The sequence below is a fragment of the Streptomyces sp. NPDC059248 genome (assembly GCF_042753905.1).
Taxonomy (GTDB): Bacteria; Actinomycetota; Actinomycetes; order Streptomycetales; family Streptomycetaceae; genus Streptomyces.
Window position 1 is genome coordinate 19,056 of the sequence record NZ_JBHYZV010000045.1, and the last position, 19,487, is coordinate 38,542.

The following is a 19,487-nucleotide window of genomic DNA, read 5'->3' on the forward strand; positions in this document are numbered from 1 at the left end:
GATGACCGCGTGCGTCGGAGTACGGGGAGTTCAGCGCCCCAGCCGGGAGTCGAGCCAGGTGAGGATCTCGGGGGTGACGGGGTCGGTGATGTCCGCGAACTCCCGGTGCTTGGTGAGGAACTTGGCCACGTAGGGGCAGACGGGGACGATCCGCATCCCGGAGGCGCGGACGTCGGTGAGGGCCTGCTCGACGAGGATCGCGGCGAGTCCCCGGCCGGCGTAGGCGTCGCCGGTCTCGGTGTGGAAGAAGACCCGCTGGTCGTCGCGGTCGCGGTCGCGGTAGGCGGTCAGGCCGGCGCGGTCGTCGTCGACGAGGATCTCGTAGCGGTGCCGGGTGTCGATGTGGCGGACGACGGGGGCGCCGGTGGTCCGGTCGTTCATGAGGGTGGCCTTCCGGTTCGGGTCAGCGGGGGGAGGGGTTCTTGCGGGGGGTGATGACGGCGTGGGGCAGGGCGGGGGCGGGCAGTCGCTCGCCGGGGTAGCCATCGACGGTGCCGAAGCGGTCCGAGGCGCGCTCCCAGTCGTCCCGTGCCTCGACGATGTCCTGGTGGCTGCGGCCGATGAAGTTCCACCACATCACGATCTCCTCCTCGAACGGCGGGCCTCCCAGGAGGACCGTCCGGGCCGGGCGGTCGGAGTCGTTCGTGAGGGCGAGGGTGGTGCGGCCGGGTGCGGCGTAACCGAGTTCCGCGGGGCGCAGGGGTGTTCCGTCGAGGCGGACGTCGCCGTCGTCGACGAGGAGTCCGTGTTCGAACCGGGGGTCGACGCCGAGAGTGACGGTGGCACCGGCGTCGATCAGGACCTCGGCGCCGAGGAGCGGGGTGAAGGTGCGCACGGGGGAGGTGTCGCCGGCGAGTGTGCCCAGGAAGACCCGCAGTTCGGCGCCGCCAACGCGGAGCGGCGCGGGTGCGTGGTGCTGGAACTCGCGCGGTGCGTGGCGGTGTCCGTCGGGGAGGGCCACCCAGAGCTGGACGCCGTGGAGCACGGCGGTGCCGGGCGTGGAGACCTCCGTGTGGCTGATGCCGTGGCCCCCGGTCATGAGGTTGATCTCGCCGGGCCGCACGAAGGCGTGCGTGCCCAGACTGTCGCGGTGCTCGATCTCACCGCTGAACAGCCAGCTGACGGTCTGGAGCCCGGTGTGGGGGTGGGGCGCGACGTCCATGCCGCCGGAGTCGGCGACCCGGTCGGGACCGTAGTGGTCGGCGAAGCACCAGGCCCCGATGAGCGTCCGGGCCCGCTGCGGCAGGGTGCGCCGTACGGTCATCGCCCTCGGCCCGCCCAGCGGGACGTCCCGGGCGGTGAGGACCTCGATGCCGGCCCCGATGCCGGTACCCGTGTGATCCATCTCCTGTGCCTTCCCCGAGTAAAGTAGTTTTGGATTCAACAATAATGGGTGATCATAGATCTGAAGGCAACCCGGGACGACAGGCGGAGGAACACCGATGACCGAGACCGCGCAGGCCGCCGAAGCCCATCGGTCCAACGGACGGATCTACCTCGACAAGCAGAGCCCCGCCGCGTATCGGGCGCTGGTCAGGACCGCCGACGTCGTCCGTACGGCGGCCGCCGACGCCGGCCTGGACCGGATCCTCGTCGAGCTGGTCAACCTCCGTGTGTCCCAGCTCAACGGCTGCGCCTCCTGCCTCGACGTCCACACCCGGGCCGCGCTGCGCGCCGGGGAGTCCACCCGGCGCCTCGGGGTGCTCGCGGCCTGGCGGGACACGGAGCTCTTCACCGCCCGGGAGCGCGCGTCCCTCGCGCTGGCCGAGGCCGCCACCCACCCCGCCGACGCCCTCGCTCAGGAGCGGGCGTACGCGGAGGCGGGGCAGGCGCTCGACGACGACGAGATCGCCGCCGTGGTCTGGGTGGCGATCACGATCAACGCCTTCAACCGGGTCTCGATCCTGAGTAAGCACCCGGTAAGGGAGACTCCCGCCCGCTGACTCCCCGCGAGGCCGTCGCCCGGCCCGCGACCGCGGCGGCCCCGGCCCGCGCCACCCCGGACCGCTACCCGGTCCTGCCGGGGCCATGGCCTGGGCGAACGGACACCGGCCCACCCTGAGCACCGTCCCCGGAGGGGCCGGTGTCGCGGTGTCGGCCGGGTCGGCCGTTCAACGCGTGCACGCATGGATCATGGCCCGGCCTTGTCGCCCGTGGCCCGCCGGGTACTTGATGGGGAGAGCGCTCGGGCCGAACCGGTCGAGGCCGCGGTGCCCGTACCGGCGCGGTACGAGGGGCCCGGTCCCGCCGGACGCGGTTCCCCACCGCCCGGCCCGGCTGCCCGCAGTCTCCCCGAACCTTATCCAGTCGGCGTGTTCCCAGGAGGCGGTCAGCGTGACCGGACCGGAGATCCGCAGTTGTCCCGCGGTACCGCCCGTACCCGCCCTGGAGCCGGGTGAGGTGCTGGTGGCCACCGAGGTTTTACGCCCCTCGGGCCCCCGGGATCCGTGTCCCGCGGCACCGCTGGTGGCCGCCGAGTTGAAGCGGGCGGGTGTGCGGGTGCGTACCGCGCCGGTGGTGCTGCTGCCGGAAGGCACCGACAGCGCCTTCCGGCTGCTGACGGCCGTTCCGGCGGGGGAGTCGGCGGGGGAGTCGGCGGTACGGCGGCCGTTACCGGCCTGCGGCACGCTGGTGACCTCCGACGACCGGGCCGGGAGCGTGGCGGCGTCCGGTCGCCGTGCGTGGGCTGCGGCGTGGAACGCCGTGGAGACCTGGGCCGGGATCGCGCGCCCCCGTACGGTGCTGCTGGCGTCTCCGCGCTCGTTCTGCGCCGGAGTCGAGCGGGCGATCGACGTGGTCGAAGCCCTTCTGGAACGGCACGCGGCCACCGGCGCACCGGTCTTCGTACGCAAGCAGATCGTCCACAACACCCATGTCATCGCCGATCTGGCGCGGCGCGGGGCGGTGTTCGTGGAGGAACTGGACGAGGTTCCCGAGGGGTCGCTGGTGGTGTTCTCCGCCCACGGTGTCTCCCCGCAGGTCCGTGCGGAGGCGGAGCGCAGAAGCCTCTCGGTGGTGGACGCGACCTGCCCGCTGGTGACGAAGGTCCACGCGGAAGCACGCCGGTTCGCCGAGCGCGGCGACAGCATCGTGCTCATCGGACACGCCGGGCACGAGGAGATCGAGGGCACGTACGGCGAAGCGCCCGACGCCACCGTCGTCGTCGAGGGTCCACAGGACATTGCCGGACTCGAACTGCCGGACCCGTCGAAGGTCACCTATCTGACCCAGACCACGCTTGCCGTCGACGAGACGCGGGCGACGATCGCCGCGCTCAAGGAACGGTTCCCCCAGGCTCGCGGTCCGGGCTCGGAGGACATCTGTTACGCCACCACCAACCGTCAGCACGCCCTGCAGTCCATCACCGCGCAGGTGGACTTGGTCCTTGTCCTGGGGTCGGCCAACTCCTCCAACTCCGTTCGGCTCGTGGAACTGGCCCGTAAGGCGGGCACCCCCGCCCAGCTGATCGAGGACGCCTCGCATATCCGGCCCGTCTGGCTGGCGAATGTCGCCACGGTCGGGCTCAGCGCCGGGGCGTCCGCGCCGCCCGCCCTCGTCGAGGAGACCCTCTCGGCCCTGGCCGGGCTGGGCCCCCTCGTGGTGAGGGAACAGACCACCACGACCGAGACCACCTACTTCGCACCACCTGCCGCAGTGAGGAACAGCCGATGAGCACCTTCGACGGACACCGCACCGTCTATCCACTGCTGGCGAAAGCCGGCCACCCGGCGGCCCTGCGGGCCGTTCCCGAAGAGCGACTGGACCGGCTCACAGCCGAGATCAGGGCGTTCCTGGTCGAGAAGGTGTGCGCCGCCGGCGGCCATCTGGGGCCGAATCTGGGGATGGTGGAGCTGACCGTCGCACTGCACCGGGTATTCGACTCGCCCAGGGACGCGATCATCTTCGACATCGGCCATCAGGCGTATGTGCACAAGCTGCTGACCGGTCGCCTCCGGGACTTCGAGGGGCTGCGGCGGCAGGGGGGCCTGTCCGGCTATCCGTCCCGTAGCGAATCGGTCCACGACCTGGTGGAGAATTCGCACGCCTCCACCGCCCTCTCCTATGCCGACGGACTCGCGAAGGCCCGCGAACTGGCCGGCGAGGCCGACCGGGCGGTGGTGGCCGTCATCGGTGACGGCGCTCTGACCGGCGGCATGGCGTGGGAGGGGCTGGACAACCTCGGCGCGTCCGAGCGGCCGGTGATCGTGATCCTCAATGACAACGGCCGTTCCTACGCCCCCACCACCGGTGCCCTCGCCGCCCATCTGGGCGACCTCCGGCGGGACGGCGGGACGGGGCGCCGGAATCTCTTCACCGATCTGGGGTTCGCCTACCTCGGCCCGGTCGACGGCCACGACACGGCCGCGGTCGAGGACGCACTGCGCCGGGCCCGGGCCCTGCGCCGCCCGGTGGTCGTGCACGCGGTGACGGTCAAGGGCAAGGGGTACGAACCGGCGGAGCGGGACGAGGCGGACTGTCTGCACGCGGTCGGCGTGGTGAACCGGGCCACGGGCCGGTCCACGACCCCGTCCGGGCAGTCGTGGACGGGTGTGTTCGGAGGCGAGCTGGCGGCCTTGGCCGCCGAACGCGACGACGTGGTCGCCGTCACCGCCTCGATGCTGCGCCCGACCGGTCTGCACCCCATGCGGGAGAAGTTCCCGGACCGGGTCTTCGACGTCGGGATAGCCGAACAGCACGCCGTGACCTCGGCCGCCGGTCTGGCGATGGGCGGACTCCACCCCGTGGTGGCGATCTACGCGACGTTCCTCAACCGGGCTTTCGACCAGGTCTTGATGGATGTGGCGCTGCACCGGCTGCCGGTGACGTTCGTGCTGGACCGGGCCGGGGTCACCGGCCCGGACGGACCCTCCCACCACGGCATGTGGGATCTGAACATGCTGTCCGCGGTGCCGGGCCTGCGGATCGCCGCACCCCGTGACACCGTGCAACTGGGCGAACAGCTCCGCGAAGCGGTCGCCACGACCGACGGGCCGACGGCGCTGCGGCTGGCCAAGGCCACCGCCGGACCGCCGATCCCGGCACTGGCCCGGATGGACGGCCTGGACATCCTGCACCGCACCCGCTCCGGCCCCCTCGACGTCCTGCTCGTCCCGGCGGGCCCACTGGCCGCGCCGGCCCTCGAAGCGGCGGCCTTCCTCGAAGACCAGGGCCTGGGAGTCACCGTCGCCGACCCCCGCTGGGTCCTCCCCGTGAACCCGGCCCTGCCCGCCCTGGCCGCCCGCCACCGGCTGGTCGTGACCGCCGAGGACGCGCTGCGTACCGGAGGCATGGGCACCGCCCTGGCCCAGGCCTGTCAGGACACGGCCGTCACCACCCCGGTGATCCCTCTCGGACTGCCCGCCTCCTTCGTCCCGCAGGGCCGGCGCGGTGCGCTGCTCGCCGAGGCCGGTCTCGACGGACCGGGTATCGCGGCGGCCGTCCTCGCCGCCCACCCCGACCGGCGACCCGCGTCCGCCCGGCAGGGGAGCACCCTCGCGACGACGTCCAGGAGGCGTGATGACCACCACTGACCTGGGACTCCCCAGGGTGCCGACAACTCCGGTGCGCCGCCGTACCCGCCCTCTCCGCGTGGGCACGGTGCCCGTGGGCGGCGGCGCACCGGTCTCCGTACAGACCATGACCACCACCCTCACCGCCGATGTCGACGCCACCCTCCAGCAGATCGCCGAGATCACCGCCGCCGGCTGCGACATCGTGCGGGTCGCCGTCCCGTCCCAGGACGACGCCGACGCCCTCCCGCGGATCGTGGCACGGTCGAAGCTGCCGGTCATCGCCGATATCCACTTCCAGCCCCGCTACGTCTTCGCCGCCATCGACGCCGGGTGCGCCGCCGTACGCGTCAACCCCGGGAACATCCGCAAGTTCGACGACCGGGTGGGGGAGATCGCGAAGGCCGCCTCGGCGGCCGGGGTACCGATCCGGATCGGGGTCAACGCCGGATCCCTCGACCCCCGGCTCCTGGCCAAGCACGGCCGGGCCACCCCCGAAGCCCTCGTGGAGTCCGCCCTGTGGGAGTGCTCCCTCTTCGAGGAGCACGGCTTCCAGGACCTGAAGATCGCCGTCAAGCACCACGACCCCGCCACGATGATCGCCGCCAACCGACTCCTCGCCGAAGCCTGCGACTACCCCCTCCATCTGGGCGTCACCGAGGCCGGACCCGCCTTCCAGGGCGCCATCAAGTCCGCCGTCGCCTTCGGCATCCTCCTCGGCGAGGGAATCGGCGACACCATCCGCGTCTCCCTCTCCGCCCCACCGGTCGAACAGGTCAAAGCCGGCTGCCACATCCTGTCCTCCCTCGGACTGCGCCCCCGCAAGCTGGAGATCGTCTCCTGCCCCGGCTGCGGCCGCCTCCAAGTCGACATCCACCGCCTCGCCACCCAGGTCGAAGCCGCCTTCGACGGCTTCCCGCACCCCCTGCGGGTCGCGGTCATGGGCTGTGTCGTCAACGGCCCCGGCGAAGCCCGCGAAGCCGACCTCGGCGTCTCCTGCGGCAACGGCAAAGGCCAGATCTTCCGCAAGGGCCAGGTCATCACCACCGTCCCCGAACACAAGATCGTCGAAGCCCTGCTCGAAGAAGCCCTCCGCCTCACCGAAGTACCCGACCGCCCGGACACATCCACCACCACCACCGCCGGGAATCCCTCATGACGACCTCCACCGTCCCGGCCAAGCACCACGGCCTCGACCACGACCGGATCCGCGCCGAGGTCGACGCCGTCCTCAGCGCCTACCTCGGCCACAAGGCCCGTACCGCCGCGGGGCAGGGACTGCCCACCGAAGTGACCACCGTCCTCGGGGACTTCCTGGCCATCGGCGGGAAACGCATCCGACCCCTGCTCTGCGTCACCGGCTGGCACGCCGCAGGAGGCAAGAACCGGCCGCACGCCCTGGTCCAGGCCGCGGCCTCGCTGGAGATGTTCCACGCGTTCTGCCTGATCCACGACGACGTCATGGACAACTCCGCCACCCGCCGCGGACAGCCCGCCGTCCACCGCGTCCTCGCCTCCCACCACGGACAGGGCCGTACGACCTCGGCGGCCGACCGACTCGGCAAGAGCGCGGCCGTCCTCGTCGGCGACCTCGCCCTCGCCTGGTCCGACGAACTCCTCCACACTGCCGGCCTGGGCACGCGGCGACTCACCGAAGTCCTCCCACTGATCGATGCCATGCGCACGGAGGTCATGTACGGCCAGTACCTCGACGTCACGGCCGCAGGAACACCCACCGACGACGTCGAACGGGCGCTGGCGATCTGCCGCTACAAAACCGCGAAGTACACCATCGAACGCCCCCTGCACATCGGCGCCGCTCTCGCCGGCGCCGAACAGGGCCTGCTCGACGCACTGACCGCGTTCGCCATCCCGCTGGGCGAGGCGTTCCAGCTCCGCGACGATCTTCTGGGCGTCTTCGGCGACCCCCGGCGGACCGGAAAGCCGACCCTCGACGACCTCCGCGACGGCAAGCACACGGTCCTCATCGCCTACGCCATGCGGCACGCCACCGCCGCCCGGCGGCAGACCCTGCGCACCCTGCTGGGCAACCCGCACCTCGACGAATCCGCCGCCGTCCACCTCCGTCGCCTGCTGACTGACGTCGGTGCTCCCGCGGCGGTGGAGGACATGATCCGGGAACGGCTCGACACCGCCCGCCACGCCATGGAATCCGGCTCGATCCCGGCCGACACCGCCGGCCTGCTGCTCGACCTGGCCCGGCAGGCCACCGCGAGGACCACATAGCCCCACACGGCCTCCGCTCCCCTGCCGGAAGGCTCCGAGGCCGCCCGGTGTCGGTGCGCGGGGGCCCGGCCGAGGTCCGGGGAGCGGCGGAGGCTGACCGCGCCTCGCGGTGAGGTACGTGAGGCGGCCCCCGGGCCGGACGTGGAGGAGCTCCTCCCGGCGGGTTCCGGGATCCCGCTCAGGGCGCCGCTGCGTGCTGACGTCCTCGTACGGGAGCGACTGGGCGAGGCGGCCCGCCGGCGCCCGGACACCGTCGGTCGGGGCCGGTACCGATCCGATCACCGCTGAAAGGCAGCGGCATATGACAGCCACATCGGCCGCGTTGCGGTTCCCCTATCTCCACTACCCTTTTCCGCCCGGGATCCACCCCGAGACCGACCAGGCGGAGACGGCACTGATCCATTGGCTGACCGGCCACGGCCTGTTGACGGACCCCGGCCTGGAGACAGCCCTGCGGCACACCCGTCTCTCCGCACTCACGGGCCGTGAGTACCTCGATGCCGACTCCGACGGGCTGAGGGTGGTGACGAACGTCTGGTGCTGGATCCTCCTTGTCGCCGACCGGGTCCGCGACCCGGGAGTCCTCGGGCGGAACCTGGCCCAACTGGCCACCTTCCACGCCTGGATGCGCGAGATCATGGAAGTGGGCAGTGTCACCGCGGCCGAAAGCCTGGCTCTCGCCGCCACCGCCGGCCTGAACGAGAACGACAGAAACCTGTGTCACGGCCTGGCGGAGGCCGGACAGGACGTCTTCCGGTCCATCGCCGACCGGGCCAGCTCCGCCCAGTACATGCGCTTCGTCGCGGAGATGGACTACTACTTCCTCGGCACGCTGTGGGAGGCCGGCCACCGCGTCCGGTCCACGACGCCACCCCCGGCGGAGTACGCCATCGGGCGGCGCATGACCGGCGGGACCCTGTTCCGGCTGTCCCTCCAGGACATCGCCGGCGGCTATGAAGTCGTACCCGATGACTATCTGCACCCCGCGGTCCGCACGCTGCGTCGGCACGCCGCCAACATCAACTGCTGGTGCGACGACGTGATCTCCTACGGCAAGGAACGGAATGCCTCGGGGCGTCGGCCGATCAATCTGCCCACGTCTCTCACGTATCACGCCGAATGGGAGGAACAGGGGGCGCTGGAGGAGACCGCCCGACTGCACAACCGGGAGATGGAGGCGTATCTCTCGGCGGAAGCGGAAGTGGCCACTTGGGCCGGTCCGGAGCTGAGCCGCTTCCTCGTGGCCATGCGCACCATGCTGCGCGGCTTCTACGACTGGGGGCTGAGCTGTCCCCGCTACGACGTTCATCGCTACTTCGACATGGTTCCCCGGAAGCTGTGACGGCCGCCCGGAACACGGGTGCCGAACCCACCCGCCAGGAGCGGCCCGCACGGCCGTCGGGCCGGGGTCGAGGGCCCCGTACGCGGCGGCTCCGTCGTCGGCGGAGCCGCGGTGTTCAACGCGTTCACACCTTACCCCCCGCAGGCCCCTTGCCAAGGGCTCCATATCAGGTATGTGATGCGATTGTCAGCTCATCCGTAAATATGCCGCCGCTTGTTCAGGTCTCCCGGTCCCGGTGACGGAGGAAACCCGCCACTCCACACCCGCTCTCAAGGGTGCGCGCACAACGGGCCGTCAGCAGAACCGCGGCCCCGCCATGAGAACGGCACCTGACCTGCCGTCGGCTGCGACACGGCCCGTACGTTCCCCCCGTTCTCCGTGTGGTCCTTGGAGAGGTGATGGCACGCAACGCCCCGAACGAGCGGCTGAAGGAGCTACTCCTCGAAGCGAACTGGACCGCTCGTGAACTGGCCCAGGCGATCAACTCCGAGGGGAGTGCGCAGAGCCGCCACCTGCGCTACGACCGCACCTCGGTCGCCCACTGGCTGCGCGGTTCCCGCCCCCGCCCGCCCGTTCCCCAACTGGCCGCCGCCGTCTTCGCCCGCCGACTGCGGCGCCCGGTGCTGCCCGACGACACCGGACTCGCCCAGGACGACGCCGAGCCCGGCCAGGACGCGGAACCGAAGGAGAAGGACCCGGAAGGCGACCCCCTCACCCGCCTGATCTCACTGACCCGTGCGGACGTCCTGCCCACCACCCGCTCCGCCCTCACCCGCATGATCTACACACCGGCTGCCGTCGCCCCACCCACCTGGTCGGCCAAACGCGCCCCGTTTCCCGCCCGGTCCGGCACCGGCGGGCCGGCAGCCGCGGACGCGCGGGGGCTGGAGGAGATGGCCTCCGTCTTCGCCCGGCAGATGGATCACCGCGGCGGCGGTCACGCGCGCTCCGCCCTGGCCGCCTACCTCACGGACGACGCGGCCGGTCTGCTGGCCCGGTCGTCGGACGAGGCGCAGCGCCGCGACCTCCTCACCCATACGGCCGAACTCAGCCATCTGCTCGCGAAGATGACCTTCGATACGGATTTCCACGCCCTGGCCCAGAGCTATCTGCTCACCGCACTCGACCTTTCCCACCAGGCCCACGACCGCCGCACCTATGCCATCACCCTCCGCGCCCTGAGCCTCCAAGCACTGGAACGCGGCCATCCGCAAGCCGCCGCGGACCTCGCCGACGCCGCGGTCCGTACCGCGCCACAGGACATCTCCGGTGACACCCGCGCCTTCCTCCTGGCCCAACGCGCCCTCACCCACGCCCACGGCCGACGCCACCACGAGGCCCTGACGGACCTGATCGACGCCGAGCGCCACCACACCCCGGACACCGAGAGCCAGGGCCCCTTCGCCACGTACCCCCGCGCCGGCTTCCACTACCAGCGCGGCGAGATCCTTCTGGCGCTCGACGAACTCCCGCAGGCTCTGAGGGCCTTCGACAGCTCCACCCGCCACCGTCGGCCCCACGGTCACCGACAGACCGCCCTGACCCAGGCACGCAGGGCGGAAACGCTCCTTCGCCTGGGCCACCTGGACGCGGCCTGCAAGGCCTGGGGCACCTTCCTCCAGCACTACCCCTTACTGCGTTCCGCCCGCGCCGACTCCGCACTGGCCCGCCTCCAGGCACACCTGCGCCCCTACACGCGCCACCCCCACACCACCCATGTGCTCGACATAGCTCAAGCCTTCAGCAGGACCAACACACGGCCCGCCTCCTCCAACGGTGCCCCCGCGCGCGAGGGGGCGGGCCGCGGCCGCCTGTGACCCCTGCCGCCCGACCGAAAGCGAGCCCGCGCCCGGGCAACCGCGGGCGGCCCGTGCTACCGGCACCCGCGACCGTCGGTACGGCGCAACGGGCCGCGACGCCTTCGGCACCGTCACCAGGGCCGCTCCGCGCAGGGCTGCCGGTGCGCGCGCGTGTGCGCTGCGCCCACTGCCTCTGTGCGCCCTTGTGAAGGGAGTCGCATCCAGGGCACCTTGGCTAAGGCTGTGGCAGGGCACCTCGGTCCGTGCCGAGAACGAGGTGAGTCGCTGATCCCTCGGCGACCCGGCCCCCGGCCCGCGCGATTGATCGAGGAGGCGGAGTGACATGCGACCCATCTCGCCCAAGCCCTCTTGCCAGCGGATTCCGCATACGGTCATAACCTGACCGCGAGCCGCTCGACCGCCATGTGCCGACTGTCGGGCATCCCCTCGTACGCCGACGTTCCGAGCCGCTCTCCGCCGCCCGGGCAGACCTCCTGGCTACCGCGGACGCCGGTCCGGCCCGAGGGCCTTCGGAGGGGCCCGAGCCACCCCCCCCGCACGTACACCGGACCGGTCATGGAAGGCAGACCCCGTGCACCATCTCGCCAAATTCACCAGCAGCAGACTCGACCCCACCCGAGAGGCACTCCCGGGCGCCGACACCTACGATCCCGCCACCCTCGCGGTCCCGGACTGGGGCGAATTACTCATGCGGACCAAGGCCCGCCGCGACGGCGCCACCGCCGGACACCGCGTGGGCCGTGCGGAGGTCGACGTACTCCGGAGCATGACCGCCTTCTTCGCCACCTCGACCGGCACCTTCGGCGGCGGACACGCCCGCACGGCACTCACCGCCTATCTCGCGGATGACGCCGTCCCCTGGCTCCTTGCAGGCGCCGCCGACCATGTACACCGAGAACTCCTCACCTACACCGCACAACTCACCGTGCTCCTCGGCAATATGTGCGCCGACGACTACGCCCACGCGCAGGCCCAGCAATACCACCGCACAGCGGCCCACCTGGCCGCCGAAGCCGAAGACCCCCACACCTACACCATCGCCCTGCGCGCCCTCGCCTCCCACGCGCTGGAACTCGGCCACCGCCAACCCTCACTCACCCTGACCGAACAGGCAGCCGCCACCGCCACCCACCACTCCTCACCCCTGGTCCAAGCCTTCGCCCAGTCCCAACTGGCCCTGGCCCTGGCCCAGGCCAGGGTCCAGGACCGCACGCGGGCGCTCCTCGCACTGAAGTACGCGGAGGTCCTCCACAGCCACGCGGACCAGAATCCGGGCGACCCCTTCGACAGCTATCCGGCCGCCGCCCTCTCCTACCAGCAGGCCCGCACACTGGCGGCCCTCAAGGAGCACAAGGCAGCCGATCACGCCTTCCACGCCTCCCTGCGCGCCCGTGCTCCGCAGGCCCGCAGGGCGAGGGCTCTGACCACGGCGCTCCTGGCCGAGTCGCAGCTCGTCCAGGGAGAGCTCGAAGAATCCCTCACCACATGGAGACGGTTCCTCGACGACTACCCGGGACTGCGGTCGGCCCGTGCCACCGCGTCCCTCACCACCATGCGCGAGGTATTGCGCCCGTACCGCAACCAACCCGATGTGGCACTCCTGCTGGAGGAAGCCGCACCCCTGTGAGACCCCGTGGACGGGCAACCGGGGCCGTCCCCGATCGGTCACCGGCCGGATTCACTTCCGGTCGTGGTGACCGTGCCCCCGGGCCCGTCTCCCGGCCACCCGTGATCGGGCCGCGCATCCCCCGCGATCGCAAGGGCGGGCGGCTGTCCGCCGTCCGCGCCGCGGGAAGCGCGATAGGCCCTCGGAGTGGTGCCCGTGATCCGCCGGAAGTGACGGCGCAGGCCCGCCGACGAGCCGAACCCCGTCCGGGCCGCGATCTCGTCGATCGTGCCCTCTGCGCGCTCCAGCAGCCGTCGAGCCCGCTCGATCCGGAGCCGCAGCAGATACTGATGGGGGGTGAGTCCGGTCCGCTGCCGGAAACGGCGGTTGAGGCTGCGCACACTGGTCCTGGCGTGGGCGGCGATCTCGGCGACGCTCGGCGAGAGCTCCGGACGCTCCTCCAGCCATCGCAGCGTCGGCTCAAGACCGGCGGTCTCGGCCAGCTCGCGGTCGATCTCGTCCCGGGTGGACCCCGCCTCCTCGTACAGGGGCGCGATCAGATACCGCGCGGTCCGTCCGGCGACCGCCGTACCGTGGTCCCGGCCGATGAGGTGGAGCAGGAGATCGACACCGCCGAGGACGCCCGCCGAGGTGAGGAACGGACCGTCCGCCACCACCGTGCCGGCCGGATCCACGTCGACGCGCGGATGGCGTACGGCGAGTTCGGCCGTACGACTCCACTCGGTGGTCGCGCGGCGCCCGTCGAGCAGGCCGCCGGCCGCGAGTGTGAACGTACCGGTGCCGACGGCGGCGATCCGGCTGCCCCGGGCCGCCGCCGCGCGCAAGGCGTCGAGCACGGCCGGCGCGGGCGCGTCGAGGAAACCGTCATGGCCCGCGACGACGACCGTGTCCGCGTCCACCAGCCCGTCGAGACCCCAGGAGACGGTGATGTCCAGGGGCAGCGGACCGGCGGTGGTGACGACGGGTCCGGTGGAGCAGACGCGCAGCTCGGTACGGGCGGGGAGGTGCGTCGCCGCGGCGGCTTCGAGGACGAGGCCCGGGGTGGTGAGCTGGGGTCCGGGGACCCCGTCGAGTACGAGAAGGGCGACCACGGGCATGTGGGCAAGGGTATCCGCGGTGGGCCGGGTCAGCGGTGCTGCCGGAGCGTCTTCGTGATCCACTCCTTGTGCGCGGGCACGGAGGTCCAGACGCCGGGTCCGTTGGAGCACTCCGGACCCGCCGCCGGGTTGCCGTCGCCGGAGGTCGCCCCGACCAGGTGCCAGCGCCCGCCGACGCGCTGGATCTGGGGGCCGCCGGAGTCACCCCGGCACCCCATGGCGTCCGGGACCCGGGAGCCGGTGCACAGCTCGGCTCCCGCCTTGAACGGGGAGCAGGCGGAGTCGGCGATCCTGCGGGTGTCGAGTTGCTGGAGCCGCTCGGAGAACGACCAGTCGGGGCCCTCGGCCGTATTGCCGAAGCCGAGGATCCGCGTCGGCTCGCCCACCTTCGGCGCCCGGTCGGCGATCCGCGCGGGCCGCTCGCGTACGGGGCGGTCCAGCTTGAGCAGCGCGAGATCGTGGTGACCCCGGTGGGCGTCGCCGACGGTGTACGCCGGGTGGTGCACCGTGGTGACGATCCTGCGTACCGTCCCGCCACTGCTCTGATACTCGCTGCCGATCCGGACCGTCCCCGCCGGCGCGGCGGGCACATCCGGATGGCCGGCGCAATGGGCGGCCGTGAGGACCCACCGGGGATCGATCAGGGTGCCGCCGCAGACTCCGTGGACGGGGCCCTCGGCACCCGTGATGACCTGCGGTACCGATGCCATGAAGGAGTACGGCCGAGTCGAGTCCTCCCCGTTGACGACGGCTCCGGCGGTTCCCGCCGTCAGGCCGGTGACGGAGAGGAGGGTCGCGGCGCCGACCGCCGCCAGCCTGGCCGGCAGCCGGGAGCGGAGGCCGGATCGGTGCTGCGGCAGGGAGGTCGGACCAAACATGGTGAAGACGCCTTTCGTCGGTGGATGAGGGCCTGTGGACGATCAGCGGACTGACCGCTTCCGGACCGCCTGTGCCTCTATCCTCCGGGCCGTCAACCGATCGGAAACAGCCACCGTGATGCCAGCTATGACAAAATTCCGGCCATGCCGATCACCGCTCTCCTCCTGCTCGACGGCGCTCCCGGGCATCAGCTCACCACTGCCGGGGCCCTGCTCGGAGCGCTGGCGCGGTCCGGCCCCGAAGGCGGCAGGACCGAGCTGCGGATCTGTCTCGGCCCCGGATTCCGCGCCACGGCGGCGCCGGGCCCGTTCGGCCTCGATACGGGGTGGGGGCTCGACGGCCTCGACGGGGCGGACACCGTGATCATGGCCGGATACCGGGAGTTCCGGGCCGCGCCCCCGGTCGTGGTGCCGGCCGGACTGCGCGCGGCCGCCGACCGGGGATGCCGGGTCGGCGCTGTCGGTACGGGTACGTTCGCGCTGGCGGCGGCCGGACTGCTCGAAGGCCGGCGGGCCACTACCGACCCACGTCACACCCGGGAACTGGCCGTACGCCACCCCGGGGTCGTCGTCGGCCCCGGGGAGGAGGTCGTCGCCGACGGCCCGTTCCTCATGTCGGCGGGGGTGCTCGGAGGAAAGGACCTCTGGCTGCGGCTCATCGAGGAGATGCACGGCGAGGCGGTGGCGCGCGAGGCCGACCGGCGGCTCTTCCTCCGGCTGCCCGAGCGGGGCGGGCCGCAAGCCGTGGCGGTCCCGGACCCCGGCGGCGCGGACGTCATCGGGCCGGTGATCCGATGGCTGGAGCGGGAGCTGCGCCGCCCGCTGACCCTCGCGGACATCGCCGCCCACGCGGAGACCAGCGTCCGCACCCTGAGCCGCCGCTTCCGCTCCGGGACGGGGCTCAGCCCGCTCCAGTACCTGCTGCGGCTCCGCGTGGAACGCGCCCAGCAGTTGCTGGAACGCGGAGACCTGCCGGTGGAGCGCGTCGCCGTGCTCACCGGTCTGGGGACGCCCGCCAATCTGCGCCATCAGTTCCAGCGGCTCAACGGCACCACACCGGGTGCGTACCGGGCCGCCTTCCGGTCGATCGTCACCATGTTCACGCAGGACGACGAGGACTACGCCGGATAACCCTCAGGATTCGGTGAGGACGAGGTCGAGGAGGCCCGGGAAACGGGCGTCCAGGTCGTCGCGGCGCAGGGTGAGGAAGAACTTCCGGCCGTCGCGCCGCTGGTGGATCACGCCGCTCTCCCGGAGCGTGCGCCAGTGGTGGGTCATGCTCGACTTGGGCACATCGCGCAGGATCTCGCCGCAGAACCGCTCCTCGCCACTGGCCAGTGCCCGCGCGGCTTCCAGGCGGACGGGGTGGCCCAGCGCCGCGAGGACGTCGACGAGGCGGATGTCCGCGGCCTCGGGGTGGGGCAGCTCCTCCATGGATTCACTGTACGGGAGTCCCGTACGGACGGGGCGGGCCCGTTGACAGCTTCCATCGAATCGTACGAAGATCTCGTACAGTTGATTGTACGGGAAGTTCGTACGATCGATGAGTGTCTCCGCACGCACACGCCGCCACGGGCGGCCCGTCATCAGGAGGACTTGCCATGCCCGCGTCTCTGACCGACCCGTCGGCCGAATCGCTGAGCGACGACGCTCTCGCCCGCCGGCTGGGGCCCGGATTCGCCAGCCGTCATGCCGAGGTCAACGGAATCCGGCTGCACTATGTGGAGGGCGGTACGGGAGAGCCGCTGATCCTGCTGGGCGGCTGGCCGCAGACCTGGTGGCAGTGGCACAAGGTCATGCCCGAACTCGCCCGCCGGTACCGGGTGATCGCCGTCGACCTGCGCGGTATGGGCGGCTCCAGCAAGCCCGACGGCGGCTACGACAAGAAGACGATGGCCCGGGACATCCGCGAACTCATCCGCCGGCTCGGTCTGACCTCCGCCAGTATCGCCGGACACGACATCGGCGCCATGGTGGCCTACGCCCACGCGGCCAACCATCCCGAGGCGACCACCCGCGCCGTCCTGCTGGACGTTCCGCACCCGGACGCCAGCCTCTCGGCGCTGAGTCTGCTCCCCGGCCCGGACCAGCACACCGACTCGGTCGTCGAGGACGGCGGCAGGACCTATCTGTGGTGGTTCGCCTTCAACCAGATCAGGGGTCTGCCCGAGCAGTTGCTGGAAGGCCGCTTCCGGAGCCTGGTGGACTGGCTCTTCGCATACATGGCGCACGACCCGGACACGCTGGACGAATTCTCCCGGCAGGTCTACGCGCACGCCTACGCCACCCCGGACGCCGTCCGGGCCGGAAACGCCTGGTACCGGGCGTACAACCGTGACATCGCCGACGAGCGCACCTACGGGCCGGTGACCGTGCCCCTGCTCGCGCTCGGCGGCGACCGCAGCAACTACACCTATCTACGGGATCTGATGCCCGCCAAGGGCACCGATGTGACCGTGCGGGAAGTCGCCGACTGCGGTCACTACATCCCCGAGGAGCAGCCCCGGGCCGTCATCGACGCCCTCACCGCCTTCCTGGGCTGATATCCAGGTGACGGGGCCGCCGGTCGTCCGGGACAACTGACGGGTACGCAACCGATTCCGTGAGGCTTCCCGTGACGATCCTGGAGAGCCCTGGAGAAGGCGGAACTCCACCCGGTACGCCGAGGCATCCCTGGAACCCGACAATCCAGTCGACGGCCGCGCGCACTTCGTCTACCGGATCGACCGGCCCGCCGGCTGACCCTTCCCCACTCCTTTCCGCCTCCGGCCCTCCGGCCCTCCGGCCGGGAACGGTCCGCGGAGTCCGCCGGATATGCCCGAACCACCGCGTAAATGACGCCGTGGGGTGCCAACACGGCCTGAATACCGTCCAGTTGTGGCCAGATTGTGGACCGGCCGCCCATGCCGGGATGCCTCCGCGATGCCGGTTCCGGAGGGTCGGTGAACTCCCGTTATGGCAGGTCACACGGCAGGTTCGCGGAATGGGGGCACCCATGGGTAGTCAACGATTGGTGGAGCCTATTTCAAAGCTTGACCACAACTTGCACACATCCCCTCTCCATACCGGCCCCGATGGTCTAGATTGACCGTGCTTCAGATGTTCGGGCACGAGGCGAACGAAAATGATCTATTGGTCCGGCGCCGGGGACAGCCGAAAGTCGCGTCCCCTGCGTCGGACGCCGGGGTGATCGATTCGTGGAGCCCGAGAGGTGACGACGGGTGCGGGGAGCACCCGGGGATCCGAGGGGTTACCACACACCTCGCGTCCGGCAGGACATGCGAGTCCGCTGCCGCCGGAGCGGGTTGTTCAAGTAGCGCTGAAACAGCGGGTTGTGCCATGCGCGGGGGGCGGGGGCCTCCCGCGGGGGAGGAACGGCGCGGCGCGGAGGACGGGGGTCTTCCGCAGGGGGATGCACAGTGCTGGGCGAACACGTCGAATCGCTGTCGACCTGGGGGGTTCTGTGGAGCAGGGGGGATTAGTCCACTCGTTTCCTTCGACGCACGGGCGTCTGGCGAACGGGGTGATCAGCCGGTCCGCGAGCGACTGGGAGGAGCGGTACCGCCGTACCGTGATAACCGGCGATACGGTGGCCACCGCGTTCGTGGTGGCGGCGATCGGCAGTTTCTTCGGGGCCCGCAACGCGGCCGACTGGCATGAGAAGTGGGGAATTCTCGCCTTCGGCACCGAGGTGCTGGTGCTGGGAGCGCTGGCGGTGAGCCGGGCATGGTCTCCGGCCGTACTCGGGCAGGGCGCCGAGGAATTCCGCCGGCTCGGACGCTCACTTTTCGCGGCGGCCGTCATCCTGGCGCTCGGCGGAATCGCCCTGACCTCGCGCAACATCAAACTCTGGGTCTTCGTCGCGATCCCCGCGATCGCGCTGGTCACCATGACCGCGCGGTATCTGTTCCGCCTCCGGCTGCACAGACAGCGGAAGGAAGGGCAGTGCCTGAGACCGGTGCTCGCCGCCGGGAGTGTGGTCACCGTACGGGATCTGATCACCCGGGCCCGCAAGTTCCCGCACCTCGGCTGGCGGGTGGACGCCGTGTGCACGACGGACGGGCTCGGGATCGACGGCGGCCAACTCGACGGAGTGCCGGTCGTCGGCCGGCTGACGGACGTCGCCGACCACGTCCGCCGCGACGGCTACCGGGTCGTCGCCATCACCCCGGACCCGCACTGGTCACCGGACCGGTTGCAGCGGCTGGCCTGGAACCTCGAAGGCAGCGACGCCGAGATGGTCGTGGCCCCCGTACTGATGGAGGTGGCGGGACCGCGGCTGCACATCGACGCGGTGCTCGGGATCCCACTGCTGCGGGTCAGCATGCCGACCTTCAGCGGGGGCCGCCGGGCGGTCAAGGAAGTCGTCGACCGGATGGGCGCGGCGATCCTGCTGATCCTGTTCGCACCGCTGATGCTGCTCGTCGGGGTGCTCGTCCTGGCGGACAGCCGGGGCGGGGCGTTCTACCGGCAGCGCAGGGTGGGCAAGGACGGCCGCGAGTTCACCATCCTCAAGTTCCGCACCATGGTCGCCGGGGCCGACCGGGCACGTGCCGAACTGGCCGACCGCAACGAAGGCGCCGGACTGCTGTTCAAGCTCCGCCGCGACCCGCGGGTGACCCGGGTGGGAACGGTGCTGCGCCGGTACTCGATCGACGAACTCCCGCAGCTCTGGAACGTGATCACCGGCTCGATGTCGCTCGTCGGGCCGCGGCCTCCGCTCCCGGAGGAATCCGCCGCGTACGGCCCGGACATCCGGCGGCGGCTGCTGGTCAAACCCGGACTCACCGGTCTGTGGCAGATCAGCGGACGCAGCGACCTGCCGTGGGACGAGGCGGTCCGGCTGGATCTGCGGTACGTGGAGGACTGGTCGCTCGCCCTGGACACGGTGATCTTGTGGAAGACCCTGCGAGCGGTACTCCACGGGCAAGGGGCGTACTGATGCGCGAAGGGCCGCGGCGGGGCG

The 19,487-nt window shown here is 71.3% G+C and carries 16 protein-coding genes; 11 read left to right on the plus strand and 5 right to left on the minus strand.

The window, feature by feature from the left end:
- Window positions 1-30: 30 nt before the first annotated feature.
- Window positions 31-381 (minus strand): GNAT family N-acetyltransferase, encoded by a 351-nt coding sequence (locus ACFXG1_RS20230; RefSeq protein WP_384724057.1) that lies wholly within the window; start codon window positions 379-381, stop codon window positions 31-33.
- 22 nt (window positions 382-403) lie between these two features.
- A complete protein-coding gene (locus ACFXG1_RS20235; protein ID WP_384743911.1) occupies window positions 404-1,345 on the minus strand; it encodes a pirin family protein in 942 nt (313 codons plus the stop codon).
- A 97-nt stretch (window positions 1,346-1,442) separates the two neighbouring features.
- Here ACFXG1_RS20235 and ACFXG1_RS20240 point away from each other — a divergent pair, with 97 nt between their 5' ends.
- The 8 genes from ACFXG1_RS20240 to ACFXG1_RS20275 all read left to right on the plus strand — a co-directional run bounded on the left by ACFXG1_RS20240 (window position 1,443) and on the right by ACFXG1_RS20275 (window position 12,546).
- A complete protein-coding gene (locus ACFXG1_RS20240) occupies window positions 1,443-1,943 on the plus strand; it encodes a carboxymuconolactone decarboxylase family protein (protein ID WP_384711962.1) in 501 nt (166 codons plus the stop codon).
- A 391-nt stretch (window positions 1,944-2,334) separates the two neighbouring features.
- Window positions 2,335-3,672 carry a 4-hydroxy-3-methylbut-2-enyl diphosphate reductase gene (gene ispH / locus ACFXG1_RS20245; RefSeq protein ID WP_384711959.1) on the plus strand — a complete coding sequence of 446 codons (1,338 nt, stop codon included), beginning with the start codon at window positions 2,335-2,337 and terminating at the stop codon, window positions 3,670-3,672.
- Window positions 3,669-5,531 (plus strand): 1-deoxy-D-xylulose-5-phosphate synthase, encoded by a 1,863-nt coding sequence (locus tag ACFXG1_RS20250; protein WP_384711956.1) that lies wholly within the window; start codon window positions 3,669-3,671, stop codon window positions 5,529-5,531. Before ispH ends, ACFXG1_RS20250 begins: the two co-directional genes overlap by 4 nt.
- The gene (ispG, locus tag ACFXG1_RS20255; RefSeq protein ID WP_384711953.1) at window positions 5,518-6,669 is read left to right on the plus strand and encodes a flavodoxin-dependent (E)-4-hydroxy-3-methylbut-2-enyl-diphosphate synthase; all 1,152 of its coding nucleotides are present in this window, start codon (window positions 5,518-5,520) and stop codon (window positions 6,667-6,669) included. The genes ACFXG1_RS20250 and ispG overlap by 14 nt, the downstream gene beginning before the upstream one ends.
- Window positions 6,666-7,757 carry a polyprenyl synthetase family protein gene (locus tag ACFXG1_RS20260; RefSeq protein WP_384711950.1) on the plus strand — a complete coding sequence of 364 codons (1,092 nt, stop codon included), beginning with the start codon at window positions 6,666-6,668 and terminating at the stop codon, window positions 7,755-7,757. The genes ispG and ACFXG1_RS20260 overlap by 4 nt, the downstream gene beginning before the upstream one ends.
- A 301-nt stretch (window positions 7,758-8,058) precedes the next feature.
- On the plus strand, window positions 8,059-9,099 hold the full coding sequence (locus ACFXG1_RS20265; protein WP_384711947.1) for a hypothetical protein: 1,041 nt from the start codon (window positions 8,059-8,061) through the stop codon (window positions 9,097-9,099).
- Between the two features lie 398 nt (window positions 9,100-9,497).
- On the plus strand, window positions 9,498-10,916 hold the full coding sequence (locus ACFXG1_RS20270; protein WP_384711944.1) for a tol-pal system YbgF family protein: 1,419 nt from the start codon (window positions 9,498-9,500) through the stop codon (window positions 10,914-10,916).
- Window positions 10,917-11,490: 574 nt separating this feature from the next.
- Window positions 11,491-12,546 carry a hypothetical protein gene (locus ACFXG1_RS20275; RefSeq protein WP_384711941.1) on the plus strand — a complete coding sequence of 352 codons (1,056 nt, stop codon included), beginning with the start codon at window positions 11,491-11,493 and terminating at the stop codon, window positions 12,544-12,546.
- 38 nt (window positions 12,547-12,584) lie between these two features.
- On the opposite strand, the gene ACFXG1_RS20280 is transcribed toward ACFXG1_RS20275, so the two are convergent.
- Together ACFXG1_RS20280 and ACFXG1_RS20285 are read right to left on the minus strand one after the other, a co-directional pair.
- A complete protein-coding gene (locus ACFXG1_RS20280) occupies window positions 12,585-13,643 on the minus strand; it encodes a GlxA family transcriptional regulator (RefSeq protein WP_384743915.1) in 1,059 nt (352 codons plus the stop codon).
- 29 nt (window positions 13,644-13,672) lie between these two features.
- On the minus strand, window positions 13,673-14,521 hold the full coding sequence (locus ACFXG1_RS20285) for a S1 family peptidase (RefSeq protein WP_384724159.1): 849 nt from the start codon (window positions 14,519-14,521) through the stop codon (window positions 13,673-13,675).
- 144 nt (window positions 14,522-14,665) lie between these two features.
- Here ACFXG1_RS20285 and ACFXG1_RS20290 point away from each other — a divergent pair, with 144 nt between their 5' ends.
- On the plus strand, window positions 14,666-15,652 hold the full coding sequence (locus ACFXG1_RS20290; protein ID WP_384743917.1) for a GlxA family transcriptional regulator: 987 nt from the start codon (window positions 14,666-14,668) through the stop codon (window positions 15,650-15,652).
- Between the two features lie 3 nt (window positions 15,653-15,655).
- Here ACFXG1_RS20290 and ACFXG1_RS20295 read toward each other — a convergent pair whose 3' ends face one another.
- Window positions 15,656-15,955: an ArsR/SmtB family transcription factor gene (locus ACFXG1_RS20295; RefSeq protein ID WP_384716196.1), complete on the minus strand. Its 300-nt coding sequence runs from the start codon at window positions 15,953-15,955 to the stop codon at window positions 15,656-15,658.
- Between the two features lie 167 nt (window positions 15,956-16,122).
- On the opposite strand from ACFXG1_RS20295, the gene ACFXG1_RS20300 reads away from it, so the two are divergent.
- Both ACFXG1_RS20300 and ACFXG1_RS20305 read left to right on the plus strand, forming a co-directional pair.
- Window positions 16,123-17,064: an alpha/beta fold hydrolase gene (locus ACFXG1_RS20300; protein WP_384716193.1), complete on the plus strand. Its 942-nt coding sequence runs from the start codon at window positions 16,123-16,125 to the stop codon at window positions 17,062-17,064.
- 920 nt (window positions 17,065-17,984) lie between these two features.
- Window positions 17,985-19,463: a sugar transferase gene (locus ACFXG1_RS20305; protein WP_384716190.1), complete on the plus strand. Its 1,479-nt coding sequence runs from the start codon at window positions 17,985-17,987 to the stop codon at window positions 19,461-19,463.
- Window positions 19,464-19,487: the final 24 nt, after the last annotated feature.